12 protein-coding genes are annotated in these 13349 nt (G+C 70.1%); 7 read left to right on the forward strand and 5 right to left on the reverse strand.

What is annotated here, in order from left to right; genetic code table 11:
- Window positions 1-175 precede the first annotated feature (175 nt).
- Both WMF20_RS12280 and WMF20_RS12285 read left to right on the forward strand, forming a co-directional pair.
- Window positions 176-1369, forward strand: coding sequence for a DUF1592 domain-containing protein (locus tag WMF20_RS12280; RefSeq protein WP_437613449.1), 1194 nt, complete (start codon window positions 176-178; stop codon window positions 1367-1369).
- A 217-nt stretch (window positions 1370-1586) separates the two neighbouring features.
- Window positions 1587-1865 carry a hypothetical protein gene (locus tag WMF20_RS12285; protein ID WP_437613451.1) on the forward strand — a complete coding sequence of 93 codons (279 nt, stop codon included), beginning with the start codon at window positions 1587-1589 and terminating at the stop codon, window positions 1863-1865.
- 31 nt (window positions 1866-1896) lie between these two features.
- On the opposite strand, the gene WMF20_RS12290 is transcribed toward WMF20_RS12285, so the two are convergent.
- From WMF20_RS12290 to WMF20_RS12300, 3 genes are all read right to left on the reverse strand, one after another.
- Window positions 1897-2394 carry a VOC family protein gene (locus WMF20_RS12290; RefSeq protein WP_437613453.1) on the reverse strand — a complete coding sequence of 166 codons (498 nt, stop codon included), beginning with the start codon at window positions 2392-2394 and terminating at the stop codon, window positions 1897-1899.
- A gap of 100 nt (window positions 2395-2494) precedes the next feature.
- A complete protein-coding gene (locus WMF20_RS12295; protein ID WP_437613455.1) occupies window positions 2495-3793 on the reverse strand; it encodes a S1 family peptidase in 1299 nt (432 codons plus the stop codon).
- Window positions 3794-4324: 531 nt separating this feature from the next.
- Complete coding sequence (locus tag WMF20_RS12300; RefSeq protein ID WP_437613457.1) at window positions 4325-5278, reverse strand: LysR family transcriptional regulator; 954 nt, start codon at window positions 5276-5278, stop codon at window positions 4325-4327.
- A 260-nt stretch (window positions 5279-5538) separates the two neighbouring features.
- Here WMF20_RS12300 and WMF20_RS12305 point away from each other — a divergent pair, with 260 nt between their 5' ends.
- Window positions 5539-5841, forward strand: a complete 303-nt coding sequence (locus tag WMF20_RS12305; RefSeq protein WP_437613459.1) for a hypothetical protein — start codon at window positions 5539-5541, stop codon at window positions 5839-5841.
- Here WMF20_RS12305 and WMF20_RS12310 read toward each other — a convergent pair.
- Window positions 5727-6413: a hypothetical protein gene (locus WMF20_RS12310; RefSeq protein ID WP_437613461.1), complete on the reverse strand. Its 687-nt coding sequence runs from the start codon at window positions 6411-6413 to the stop codon at window positions 5727-5729. The two genes, WMF20_RS12305 and WMF20_RS12310, sit on opposite strands and share 115 nt — an antisense overlap.
- Before the next feature lie 457 nt (window positions 6414-6870).
- Between WMF20_RS12310 and WMF20_RS12315 the strand changes: the two genes are divergently transcribed.
- The 4 genes from WMF20_RS12315 to WMF20_RS12330 all read left to right on the forward strand — a co-directional run bounded on the left by WMF20_RS12315 (window position 6871) and on the right by WMF20_RS12330 (window position 12432).
- A complete protein-coding gene (locus tag WMF20_RS12315; RefSeq protein ID WP_437613463.1) occupies window positions 6871-7773 on the forward strand; it encodes a hypothetical protein in 903 nt (300 codons plus the stop codon).
- Complete coding sequence (locus tag WMF20_RS12320; RefSeq protein WP_437613465.1) at window positions 7773-9647, forward strand: hypothetical protein; 1875 nt, start codon at window positions 7773-7775, stop codon at window positions 9645-9647. The genes WMF20_RS12315 and WMF20_RS12320 overlap by 1 nt, the downstream gene beginning before the upstream one ends.
- A 225-nt stretch (window positions 9648-9872) precedes the next feature.
- Window positions 9873-11156: a PAS domain-containing protein gene (locus tag WMF20_RS12325; RefSeq protein ID WP_437613467.1), complete on the forward strand. Its 1284-nt coding sequence runs from the start codon at window positions 9873-9875 to the stop codon at window positions 11154-11156.
- A 202-nt stretch (window positions 11157-11358) separates the two neighbouring features.
- Window positions 11359-12432 carry a cyclase family protein gene (locus WMF20_RS12330; protein ID WP_437613469.1) on the forward strand — a complete coding sequence of 358 codons (1074 nt, stop codon included), beginning with the start codon at window positions 11359-11361 and terminating at the stop codon, window positions 12430-12432.
- A gap of 34 nt (window positions 12433-12466) precedes the next feature.
- On the opposite strand, the gene WMF20_RS12335 is transcribed toward WMF20_RS12330, so the two are convergent.
- Window positions 12467-13246 (reverse strand): NAD(P)H-dependent oxidoreductase, encoded by a 780-nt coding sequence (locus WMF20_RS12335; protein WP_437613471.1) that lies wholly within the window; start codon window positions 13244-13246, stop codon window positions 12467-12469.
- Between the last annotated feature and the right edge of the window lie 103 nt (window positions 13247-13349).

The following is a 13349-nucleotide window of genomic DNA, read 5'->3' on the forward strand; positions in this document are numbered from 1 at the left end:
GGTCCGCATGACCACAGACGTTGACAAAATCCGTGTCCTGGGGCTTGGCGCGACCTGGCGTAGGGACCGAGCGCCGCTGGGCATGACTTTGCAGCACCGCCATTCTGAGGAAGGACCTTCGCTTGGGCGCAGGCGTCGGACGTCGTGGGCGACCATCGCTTTCATAGCACTGGGCATGGCCACTGCCTGCGTCCAGGCGGAGTCCGCGGTGACGCCCGCTGCCGACGCCGGTGCCGGCGGTGGAGACGCCGACCGTGAGACGGGTGTTGGCGGCGGAATCGGCGGCGAGGCGAGTTCGAACGACGCGCAGCCCGAACCCGCTAGCCTCGCTTCTGCCCAGACAGTGGCCGTCCGGCTGGCTCGCCTGCTATGGGACGCCGAGCCCGAGGCTGCTCTGATCGCGCGCCTGGATGACGACCGGTCGTCGTCCCGGGTGGCGGCCGTCGCCGCCGAGATGTTGGATGATCCGCGCGCGCGCATGGGCCTCAAGGCGTGGCTCCGGTGGCTGCTCCGGCTCGACGACTTGGCGACCGAGACCAAAGAAGCGGTCGAGCTGCTGCCTGATGTCCGCGCGAGCATGGCGAGCGAGGCGGTGAAGCTTGCCGAGCACGTCGCGTTCGATGGGGATGGCCGCATCGATACGCTGTTTCTGGCGCCATACACGATGATGGATGGGGCACTCGGCCGACACTACGGCGTGGACCTCGCGCCGGACGCAGCCTGGCAGCCCGTCGAATTCCCGACGCATGATCGGGTCGGATTGCTTGGAGCCGCCGGGGTGTTGACCCGCTATTCCGGACGGTATCAGCCGCCCTGGCCCGCGCGGCGGTATTGGCTGCTCTCCGACACGTTGGTCTGCGAGATGCTGCCCATTGCGCCACCGGCCCCGAGCGTGCTGGGGACCCCCGCCGTTCCGATGCGGTCCGCGCGACAGCAGATGATCGAAGTGACGGCGTCTCCGGACTGCATGGTGTGCCATTTTGCCGTGAATCCACTTGGATTCGCGTTCGTCGGATTCGACGCTCTGGGGCGAGCCGTGTCCACGGACGGAGAAAGCCCGGTCGACCCCTCGGGCGCCTTGCCGGTCGGTGACAGCAGCGAGCTGTCGTTCACCGGACAGCCAGACCTGATCCGCCAGCTCATGGATCGCCCGGAGACGGGACGCTGCTTGGCGCGGAGGCTGCTGTCCTATGCGCTGGACCCGTCGCCTGACCCGGGAAACGCGGAACACAGCAGATTCGTTCGTCTGACTCCGGAACTCCGCGCCAGCTTCGAAACTGCTGCCGCCGAAGCGGCGCGCACGAACATGATCCGTGATCTCTTCATCGCCGTCACGCGTACGCCGTCATTCCGGGCAGCCGCCGAGTAGGTCGACCCCGTGGGCGAATGGCCTCACTCGCTCGCGGGGCTGGCGATCGAGCTTAGGTGGTTGCCAGACGTTCCGCACGTGGAGCGCGCCGCACGTGGAGCGCGCCCTGATGTCATCCCAGCCGAGCCCAGCTGCTGCGAGCGTTCACATGGCAGGCGTCAATCGAAAACTGACGCGCGGCGATGGCCGGCGCGCGCGAGGTCCGCCTCGAGCGGGGGTGGATCACCCGCTCGAGGCGGACGTGGGGTGTCGGAACACGGTGTTTCACGCGGCGCCCCAGAGCGCGGCGCACCTCGTGCCGAAGCTCGCGAAGGGCGGCGTGCGGCGGTTCCGGATCGAGCTCGTGCGCGAGGACGCGGAGGGGGCGCGGCGGGTGGTGGAGGCGTACCGGCGGCTGCTCGCCGGGGAGGTGGCGCCCGCGGAGGTCGCGCGCGGGCTGCGGGTCGAGGGGAGCTATGGAGTGGTGCGGGGGTCGCTGCGGGTGCTGCAGGCGTGAGCGGGGGAGGGGAGCGAGGTCGCGGGCCTCGTCACGCCTGCTCGGGCACGCCTCCCCGGACGGGAGGCAGCGGCAGCGTGACGCCCTCGGACAGGTTGCCCTTGCCGGGGACGTGGTTGATCTCGAGCCGGATGCCGTCCGGATCCTCGAACAGGATCGAGTAGTAGCCGGAGGCCCACGCGCCCTCCTCGGGCGCGTGCACGAGCTTGCCGCCGAGCGCGGCCAGCGTGCCCTCGAAGAACCGGTGAAACGCGTCGATGTCCTCGCGGCTGCGGGCGCGGAAGCACAGGTGGTGCAGGCCGGGCTTGTACTGGTGGAAGCGGGCGTCCGCGTGCTCCGGGTTCACGGGGCGGATCAGCAGGCCGGTCTTTCCGCCGATGTAATAGAGCATGGGCCTCTCGGTCTCGCTGCCCGGGTCGTCGTACTGACACTGCATCTCGAAGTGCTCGCAGAGCGCGCGGTAGAACGCGCGGCTGCGCGGGAAGTCGGTGACCGAGAGCTGGATATGGGCGATTCCGGCGAGGTTCATGGCGATCACGGTAGCCCAGAACCGACCGCCGGGGGCACGCCGCCGCGCGCGCGACGGCGCGCCCGGGGTGAGGCGCGCTGGCCGCGCCGCGCGCTCGCTCTTACAAACGCTCGATGAGGAAGCTCCGGGTCTTGTCGTTGAAGTTGTGGGTGGCGAGGTTCGTCACGTCCGTCGTGAAGACGCGCGACTCGGACGAGTATCGCCAGAGCCCGTCGTAGACCGTCAGCTTCAAGCCGGCGGGGACGCGGACGGAGCTGACCCTCTGGTCCCATGGGGTGCTGTAAAAGAGGGAGTTGCCGATGCCGTACACGACCGAGGCGCCCGAGAAGTTGGCGTTCTCGTACAGGGTGACCACGTCCAGCTGCGGGTCCGAGGCCTGCGCGACGACGATGCTCGAGATGGTGTTGTCGAAGCCCGCGGCCACGAGGTCCGTGTCCGAGGTGAAGACGCGCGCCTCGCCCCCGGCGTCGGGGTGCATGAAGGCCGTGACCCGGAGCCCGGCGGGGACCCTGATGGCGCTCGCGCGGTCGTCTCCGATGATCGTCGCATTCGAGAGCTCGTGGCGGCCGAGCCCGAAGCCCTGCGAGATGCCGGAGAAGTTCGAGAGATCGTAGAGCACCACCTGGCCGCTGGGGTGGACGGTGGGGCCGCCGGCGATCGTGGCGTCGATCCACGCGCGGTGGCGCGCGACGGAGACGCCGAGCTGCCTCGCGTGCAGGTTCGTGCCGTCCTGCCCGTTCACGCCCGAGAACACGGCGACCTGACGCCCGTCGACGAACCACGGGCCGCCGGAGTCGCCGTTCCAGCCCGAGCCCGTCACGCCGGTCGCCAGGAGCTCCTCGTCGGAGTACCAGCTGTCGATGTGGATGCTCGCCTTCTTGAGCGACGGCGCCATCACCAGCGGCGTGCCCTCGCTCCCCCAGCCGTAAGCCGTCGCGTCGCTGCCGATCGCGACCGACGTCGCCTCGGCCAGCTGGACGACCGGGCCGCTGGCGGCCTCGGTCAGGTGGAGCAGCACGATGTCGGCGACGGCCGAGGGCACCTCGACGGCGTCGACCGCGATGCGCTGGCCCGCGAGGTACGTGTTGCTGCCGACGCGCACCGCCGACGTCTCGCCCTCGTCCGCGATGCAGTGCTGCGCGGTGAGCACCCAGCGCGGCGCGACGAGCGTGCCGGTGCACTGGAAGAAGTCGCCGGTGCTCCCGCGCACGTCGAAGACCTGGACGGCCCAGGGGCTCGCCTCGGCGACCTCGCCGCCGACGATCTCGGACGACTGCGACTCGAGCGCCTCGAGCGGCTCGTCCGACGCGCCTTCGAACGAGCAGCCCGTGGAGAGGCCGAGCGCGGCGCCCGCGCACATCGCGAGACAAAGCTGATGACCAAGTTCTCTCTTCTTCATTCTGCCTCTACATCATGGTTCTGTTCAGACGATCGTTCGCTCCGAGGGAGTTCGCCTCCGCCGGGCGGCTGCCAGCGCCGTCGAGGTCAAGCCAGCGTTCGTCAGCGACCAGCGCGCGACGGGGCCTGTGATGGCGGCATGCCCGGCTCGGCGACGACGCTCCGGGCCGAATGCGGTGGAGGGACCACCGGAGCGGGAAGCCCGGAGGCGGGCGTACGAAATCCGCCCGCGACCGCTCAAGAATCACGTCCAGAGTATGCCTTGTTACCCGGAGCGATGCCAGGCGGCGATCTGGAACGGCCGCGTTCGAGGCGTGGAACGAGGCGGCATCCCGCTGTTCGCATCGAGCTGCATCTTTATGATGGGCGCGCCGAATGGGTCGGCGCCAGCCACGGCCTGGCCGTCGGCATACGCTGGAGTCGGGTGATTCCGGCGAGATTCGTGGCGATCGCGGTATCCAGATCCGACCGTCCTTGTACGTCCCCGAGTCGTCGCGATCCGCTCATCGGGTCGTGGCCGTCGCGAAATGGGTCAAGACGGCGCGGCATCGACCTCGATGGGCCGGCTGGCCAGGAGGTCGTCCAGCAAGGTGCGCAGCGCCACCGATTGGCGGGCGGCCCGGGTATACAGGGCGGTCGCTTGCATCACCGGCAGCTCGACGTCGGGGAGCAGGCGTACCAGCGATCCTCGCTCCAGGTCGCGCGACGCGAGGAACTCGGGTACGAAAGCGATGCCCAGCCCGGCCCTCGCGGCGTCCCGCGTGACGATCATGTTGCTGGTGCTCATGCGCCAGGGGACGCGCACGGTCTCCCCGCCGACCTTCCACTGGCTGATGTTGGGCCGCGTGACGACGGCGGCGTGCCGGGCGAGATCGGCGGGCCTCCGGGGCACGCCGTGCTGCTCCAGCCAGCTCGGCGAGGCGACGATGACCATCGCGATGTCGGCCAGCTTGTGGCTGATCAGCGCGCTGTCCTCGATCGGCCCCATGCGGACGGCCAGGTCGTAGCCGTCGTTGACCAGGTTGACGCGCCCGTCATCGAGGTGCAGGTCGACGCGGACCGCCGGATAACGCCTCATGAACGAGAACACGCGGGGCGCGATGGCCGCCTGGCCATAGGCGACGGACGCCGTGACGCGCAGCAGCCCGGCGGGGGTCGCATGGCGGCGCTTGACCTCGGCGGTCGCCTGCTGCGCGTCTCGAACGATGGGCTGGACCCTGTCGAAGAAGCGCCTGCCCGCATCCGTCAGGCTGAGCGCGCGCGTGGAGCGGATCAAGAGCGGCGCGCCGAGCCGCTTCTCGAGCAGCGCGAGGTTGCGGCTGATGGTCGCCTTGGGCAGGCCGAGCGCCCGGCCGGCTGCGCTGAGCGAGCCTTCCTCGACGATGCGCACGAACATCGACAGACCTGACAGATCATCGGGCTCCCTCAATGCTCCACTCCTCGAACGCGGCCTTTCCGGGACGCCATCTGGCGCCGCCGCGGGCATCTTCGCACACTCCGGACGTGATCCTAAGCGTGGCGGGGCCGGCGTGGCGCCGCTCCTCACAGCGATCCGCGCGGTGGGCCGCCATCGACGATGCCGATCTCCCCGGGATCCGGGAGGCGCAGCTCGTGCGCCATTGGGCCCCGCCCCCTTACACGTGGCTCATGGCCCCCAGCGGAGGCCATCCGGAAAATGGTGTCGAGTGAACCGATCTGAGCGCGCCAGCGAGCCAATTCTTCCATCGCGCCGGCTTCTTTCGGCGGATGCAGCCAGCGCGCTACGTGATCCAGGGCAAGTGGCGCTGCGCGTCCAACGTCGACAACTCACAATGGGCCGTGAGCGTCGAGACGCGCATCCGCAATCGGCGAGGCCACGCCTACGCGGAGGAGCTGTCGCACTCCGCCATCCAGGCGTTGTTCTCGTGCGGGGGCGGCAGCAGCTTGGAGCTGGCCTACAAGCGCTCGATGATGAAGCTTCGGGCCTTGTCGTCGAAGCCGTGGGGAGCGAGGTTCGCGTCTGCCGTGAAGACGCGCGACTCCGGCGAAGTCCAGAAGTACCCGTCGTAGAGCGTCAGCTTGAAGCCGGGGGGGACGCGGACGGAGCTGACCCGAAAGTCCCATGGGCCGTTGAAGAAGAAGTTGCCGCCGACGCTGTACACGAACGATTGGCCCGAGAAATTGGCGTTCTCGTAGAAGGTGACCACGTCCAGCTGCGGGTCCGAGGCGTGCGAGACGACGATGCTCGAGATGATGTCGTTCGCGCTCACGGACACGCCGTTCGTGCCCGCGGCGAGGTTCGTGTCCGAGGTGAAGACGTACGCCCCCTCCTCGAAGTTGGCGTTGAAGAAGACCGTGGCCCGGAGCCCGGCGGGGACCCTGATCGAGCTCGCGCGGTCGTTGCCGATGATCGTCAGGTCCTCGACGTTGTACCGGCCGACCCCGAAGCCCTGCGAGACGCCGGAGAAGTCCGAGCGCTCATAGAGCACGACCTCGTCGCCGACGATCGCGGACGAGTGCGACTCCGGCGCCTCGAGCGGCTCGTCCGACGCGGCTTCCATCGAGCAAGCCGAGGAGAGGCCGAGCGCGGCGCCGGCGCAGACCACGATGCCAATTTGATTGCCAAGTTCCCTTTTCTTCATCCTGCCTCCACATCATTCATCACGTCCGGAGCATGCCGCGTCACCCGGAGCGATGCCAGGCGGCGATCTGGAACGGCCGCGTTCGAGGCGTGGAACAACGCAGCATCGCGCTGTTCGCGTCGAGCTGCATCTTTATGATGCGCGCGCCGACTGGGTCAACGCCGTCCACGTCTGGTCATCGGCACGAGCTGGATATCGGTGCTTCAGGAGAGATTCGTGGTGATCACGATAGCCCCGATAGGGAGTGACTACGGCTCCTGTGCCCGCGGCGCGGAGCGCCCTGCATAGGGAAGCCGCCGTGTCGCGCGCCCGCGGGCCGCGGGGGTGCGGCCCGCGCGCACGTCAGCCGGCGCCGGCGAGCGCCGCGCGCGCTGCGCACGTTCGTGACGCGCCTTCGCGCTTGACGATGGATCCTGGATTCGGCGACCTTTGCGTAACCTAAGCTACAGGAGCCTTCATGCGCCATCGGTTCCCGATCATCGCGACGTTGACCGCTGTTTCGCTGCTGCTCGGCGCGAGCGCCCGCGCTGCCGACGGAGAGGACGAAGTCACGCTCAAGAACGGCGGCACGGTCCGGGGCACCGTCGTCGCGTCCGAGCCCGGGCAGAGCGTGAAGATCATCGAGCTGGGCGAGAAGGAGGTGCGCGTCATCCCGTGGTCCCAGGTGTCGGACGTGGAGCGCGGAAAGTTCGCGGAGAAGGGCGCCGCGCAGCCCGGCGCTGCGGGGCCGGGCTACGGCGCCGCACCGCCGCCGCAGCCGGTCCCGGCCCCCGAGCCGGCGCTCGGCGCGCCCGGCGTGGTGAGGCTGCATGTCGAGAGCCCGCAGCCCGTGCGGGTGGTCACGGAAGGCGCCACGACCTACGGCGCCGTTCGAGGCTACGGTTTTGCCATCCAGGAGATCCGGCACGTCTGCGCCTCGCCGTGCGACAAGGTGGTCGACGGCACCGATGGGCGCCGGTTCTCGCTCGTATCGGAGGACGTACCGCCGCCGGATCCGTTCACGTTCGGGCAGATGACGGGCGACGTCACCCTTCACGTGGACCCCGGCAGCTACGGGCGCCGCAGCGCCGGGTCCTGGCTGAGCATTCTGGGCCTTACCGCCGCGGTCACGGGCGGCACCCTGTGGCTTGTGAGCGGCACCGGCGCGGAGAACGTCGACTCGGACCCCTCGAACGACGACGACGGCGGGGCTCTCAAGACGGTGGGCATCGTCTCGCTCATCGGCGGCGGCGCGGCGCTCGTCGGCGGCATCGTGCTGTACGCGACGTCGGGCACGTCGGTCACGCTCGAGCAGCGCGGTGAGAAGCCGGCTGGCAAGGCGGCGCAGGTCAAGCCGCGCTACTGGCTGGGCGAGTTCTGATGCGCTGGCGCGGACTCCACGGGCTCCTCGCGCTCTGGCTCGGCGCGGGCTGCAACGGCGCGGCGCCCGCCGGCCCGCCGCGCAGCCCCGGAGAGCCCGCGGCGTCGGCGCCACGGAAGGCGTTCACGCTCAGCGATCGCGCCATCGAGGACGTCGTGCGCGCGGTGAGCGCCGCGCGGCAGCTCGCGCCGCGGAGGCCGGTCGCCGTCGAGCGGCTCGGCCGCGCGCGCTTCGTGGAGCGCCTGCTCGGCAGCCGCGACGCGGAGCCCTCGCCGGGCGACGCGCTCAGCTCCGAGGCCGCGTTTCTGCTCGGCTTCGACTTCCTCCCGCAGCCTGGAGAGCGCGGCGGGCTCTCCACCGTCGACGAGGTGCTGGAGGAGCAGGTCGTCGGCTTCTACAGCCGCGCGACCGACAAGGTCTTCATCCCCGACGTGCCCCTCGCGTCCGAGGACGAGCTGCTCGAGCAGCGAGCGGTGCTCGCGCACGAGGTGCAGCACGCGCTCCAGGCGCAGCGCTTTTCCCGCCCGCCCGAGGCGACGAGCGCGGACGAGGCCATCGCGCAGCTCGCGCTCATCGAGGGCGACGCGATGGTGGCCATGGGCGCGTGGCTCGGCGCCGAGGCCGGCGCGCCGGTGGGGCGCACGCTGCGGCGGATCGTGGAGGTGACGAAGCGCGTCCCGCTCGCGAGCGTCACGCGCGGCGAGGCGAGCACCAAGCTCGACAGGGCGCTCGACCTGACGCGCAAGCGCCTCGAGTTCCCCTACCGCGACGGGATGCTGCTGGTCACCGACGTGTACCGCGCCGGCGGGTTCCCGCTCGTCGACAAGATGTACACGCGCTTCCCGCGCAGCACCGAGCAGGTGCTGCACCCCGAGAAATACCTCGCGGGCGAGCCCCCGCGGCCGTTCGCCGATCCGAGGCCGCCGCCGGGGTACGCGCTGTCCACCGCCGACACGCTCGGCGAGCTCAGCACGCGCGTCCTCCTCGAGCGCTGCGTCGACCCGGACGTCGCCGAGCGCGCGGCCGCCGGCTGGGCGGGCGATCGCTTCGGCGTGTTCGTCGGGCCGGATCGGCGCCTCGCGACGGCGTGGATCAGCGCGTGGGACACCGAGAAGGACGCGGAGGAGCTCGAGGCCACGCTCGGCCGGAGCGCGGCCTGCTGGCGGGAGAACGCGCTCGGCCTCGAGCGCGGCGACTACACCATCGGCGCCAACATCGCCGTCCGCCGTCGGGGCAAGCTCGTCGCCTTCGTGCGCGGCGTTCCCGAGCGCGCCGAGGCCGCGCTCGCGTCGCACCTCTTCACGCTCGCCGGGCCGGAGCCGGTCCCCACGCCGCTCGCCGATCTCCCGATCCCGCCGCGCGTCCGCCTCCCCGAGCCGGAGCCGGGTCGCCTCGACGGCGACGTGTACCGCAACGAATGGCTCGACGTCGTCGGCCGCGTGCCGCCGGGGATGCTCGGCCGCCTGGGCGGCGATGTCGACTTCGTGATCGAGCGGCCCGGCACGCTGGTGCGCGGCGGAATGTCGGTGTCCACGCGCATCACCAGCGACGTCGAGAACGAGAAGACCTTCGGCGAGGTGCAGGAGTCGTTCGCCCGCGAGGTCGCCGCGCTCTCCATGCGCGTCGAGGCGCTCGGCGGCGGCCCGGTGACGACGGCGCTCGGCGCGGGCATCGAGCGGACGTGGCGGGTCAGCGGTACGTGGGTGGAGCTCCGGCTCGTGCTCATCCCCATCTGCGCCGGTACGGGATCGATCGTGTTCATCCAGGCCTACGGCGATCCCTATGCGCGCGGTGTGCTCGACGGATGGATGGCGAGCTTTCGCTGGACCCACGGGCGCAATCTCACCGCGTGCGACTTCCTCGATCCGAAATGAGGCTCTGCCAGCCCCGGGCAGGTCGCGCAGTTGGGAATCGATGTGATCGATGTGATCGATGTGATCGATGTGATCGATGGGATCGATGGGATCGATGTCTCAGCAACGATTGAATTTCCCCAGACTGTGCGCCGTGCGCGCCAGCGCTGCTCGCGAAACTCTGTGCTTCGAGGAAAATTGTGATCCACCGCAGTACGGATCTGGGATAAAATCCCCCGGGAGGCGATGAGCGAGCAGCAGAAGACCGTGGCGCTGGAGGCGGAGCTGGATGCGTTGCGGAGGGAAGTGCAGCGCCTGCGCGCCCGCAACGCCGAGCTGGAGGCCGACCGCGGCCTCCCGGGGCGCTTGGTCGACGCGCTGCCGAGCCTCGTTTACGTCCTCGATCTCGAGGAGCGGCGGTACGTCTACTGGAACCGGGAGCTCGCCGAGCTCGCCGGAGCGGGCATCGGCGCGGCGGCGGGCCCGCTCCGCGGCGACGGCCTGTCCTCGATGTTCCATCCGGACGATATCGGCCGTATCGAGGGGTACCGGGCTCGCGTGGCCGCCTCGGAGAGCGGGGAGCAGGCGACGGTGGAGTACCGCGCGCGCGGCCGTGACGGGGGCTTTCGCTGGTTCCTCGAGCGAGGCGTCGCGCTCGGCCGCGATCCGGAGGGATCGGGGCGCCGGATGCTGGGGTCGGCGCACGACATCACCGCGCACAAGCATACGGAGCAGATGCTCGAGAGGAGCGAGAGCCTGCTCCATGCGTTCCTCGAATACACACCGTCCATGATGGTCGCGGTGGACGTCGAGGGCCGGCTCCTCCTCGTGAACCGCGAGATCGAGTCCTATTACGGGATGAGCCGCGAGGAGCTGCTCGGAAAGGTCGTCTACGACCTCCTCCCGCCGGCGGCGTCCGCCTCGATACGAAAGGCCAATGACGAGATCGCAGCCGCGGGGCAGCCGGGCGCCTCCGAGCACGTGCTCGTCTATCCGGACGGTCCGCGCAACTACCTGTCGACAAAGTTCCCCATCCGCGACGCCGAGGGGAAGCTCTACGCGGTCGGGACGGTGTCGGTGGATATCAGCCGGACCAAGCAGGCCGAGGCCGAGCGCGCGGAGATGCAGCGGCGGCTCATCGAGATGCAGCAGGCGACGATCCAGGAGCTCATCACGCCGCTCTTGCCCCTGGCGCGCGGCGTCGTCGCGATGCCGATCGTCGGGACCGTCGACCCCGCGCGCGCCGAGCAGATCCTGACGACGCTGCTCGAAGGGATCGCCGCCCGGAAGGCCAGGATCGCGATCCTCGACATCACCGGGGTGAAGGGCGTCGACGCGCATGTGGCGCAGTCGCTCGTCGGCGCGGCCCGGGCCGCGGGGCTGCTCGGCACCCGGGTCGTGCTCACCGGGATCAAGCCGCAGATCGCGCAGACGCTCACGATGACGGGCGCGGATCTGAGCGGCATCGTGACAAAAGGGACGCTGGAGAGCGGCATCGCCTACGCGCTCCGCGCCCGGCGCCGCTCCTGACCGAGCGCGCTCCCACCGTGAGGCCGGGTGGTCGTGCGTGCGCGCAAAGCCTCCACGGCGCCGGCGGAGCGCGCGCGCACCGCAGAAGAGCGGTTCTCCAGAGCCCCTGACGGTGTACGATGTGGAGGACGCGCGTCCGCGCCCGTGATGGGAGCGCGGGGCGCTGTCGGTACAACGTGCGATGTAGCCCAGGAGGTTGTCGATGAAGCCTGGAGTGATGCCGTTACGGGGCGCGATCGTGGCGACCATGGCCGTCAGCCTTATCGGAGGCGCGGCGCTGGCCCGCGGCGTGCCGACGCTGGTTGGGTATGATCCGGTGCCTGGCCCCTCGCCGTGGGGCCCTGACGACGAGGCGGGCGCCTCCAACACGCAGACGCCCGACAAGGTCCTCGATGGGAAGCGCCTGATCAAGAAGGGCAAGGTCTATCGCCTCGGCCACGTCTACGAGCCGGGCATGGCGACGTTCCCCGGCAACCAGGGGCTCTCCCTGGAGGCCGGGCCGATGTCGCTGATAGCGCAGCAGGTCACGAACTCCGAGGTGATGCACGGGGAGTTCGGCCAGATGGGGACGCAGTTCGACGCGCTGGGGCACTTCGGCTACATCCCGCCCGGGAGCTCGGATCCCGCCGACGCGCTGTTCTACAACCAGTTCACGGGCGCCGAGGTCATGACCGAAGACGGGCTCGCGCACCTCGGCGTCGAGAACGTGAAGCCCCTCGTCACGCGCGGCGTGCTCCTCGACGTCAAGCGCCACGCGAACGGCGGGCAGACGCTCGCGTGGGGCCAGGAGATCACGCTGTCCATGGTGATGAAGACGCTGCGCGCGCAGAAGATGGACGCGCGCGACATCGGCGTCGGCGATGTCGTGCTGATCTTCACGGGCTGGGAGGAGAACTGGGAGCTCGGCACCGAGGGGTATTACACGCAGCCGGGCGTGGGGATGGCCCAGCCGGGGATCGGGCTCGAGGTCGCGAAGTGGCTCTCCTCGAAGGGGATCGCCTGCGTCGGGTCGGACAACTTCGGCATCGAGGTCACCCCGCCGAAGCCTCCGGTCGCGCCGGGGGTGGTCTTCCCGGTGCACCATCACCTGCTGGTGAAGAGCGGAATCTTCATGCAGGAGGCGATGGTGCTCTCGGAGCTTGCCGCGGATCTGGCCGACGAGCTCCAGGAGCGGCCGCACGGCCACAAGAGCCCGTACGAGTTCTTCTACGTCTACAGCCCGCTGCCCCTCCGGGGCGCGTCCGGCTCGCCCGGGATTCCGCTCGCGATCCGGTGAGCGGAGCGGCGCGCGGGAGCCAGGCCGGGCCTGCTCAGGCCCGGTGCAGCCGCAAGCCCTGCTGTCCCGTCCCGCCGAGCCCGTCCTTCAGCCTCATCGACGGGATCTCGTAGTCGCCGTGGTTCTGCGGCCGGTAGGCGATCGGCCGCTCGGTGAACAGCCCCGCGAGGCGGCGGTCGAGGTCGGCCGCGATCGTTTGGAAGCGCGCCTCGTCCACCCGCTCGGCGCGGTAGACGACGAACGGATCCAGCACCGAGAAGCCGGGGTAGAAGAGGATCCCGTGCTGGATCGGGAACAGCAGGTCGTCGATCGGCCCGTTGATGCCGCGCTCGGCGTAGTGGTCGGCCCAGCCGCCGGCGGTGAGCACGAGCATGGCGCGCTTGCCGGCGAACACGCCCTCGCCGTAGCGGTCGCCCCAGCGCCGGTCCGAGTGCTCGCCGACGCCGTAGGCGAAGCCGTGCGCGAACACGCGTTCGACCCAGCCCTTCAGGATCGCCGGCATGGAGAACCACCAGAGCGGGAACTGGAGGATGACGGCGTCCGCCCAGAGGAGGCGCCGCTGCTCCTCGACCACGTCCGGTGTCTGCGTCCCTTCGGCGAACGCGCGGTGGGAAGCGTCGATGAGGCGCAGGCGGGCGCCTTCGGGCTCGGCCGGGAAATCGGCGCCGTCGAGCGCCGCCTTCCAGCGTTGCGCATAGAGATCGGAGACGAGCACCTCGTGCCCGGCGGCGGTGAGCGTCGCGACCATCCGGTCGCGGAGCGCGCCGTTCAACGAGCGCGGCTCGGGATGCGCGTAGACGATGAGGATGTTCATGGCATGTCCTTTCCGAGGGCGTGTTCGTCGGCGCGCGCGGTGGGGCCCCGGGCCTCCTGGGCGCGGCCGGGCCGACGCATCGAACACTTACGCGTCTCCCAGG

The organism is Sorangium sp. So ce834 (assembly GCF_051521425.1).
Lineage (GTDB): Bacteria > Myxococcota_A > Polyangia > Polyangiales > Polyangiaceae > Sorangium > Sorangium cellulosum_D.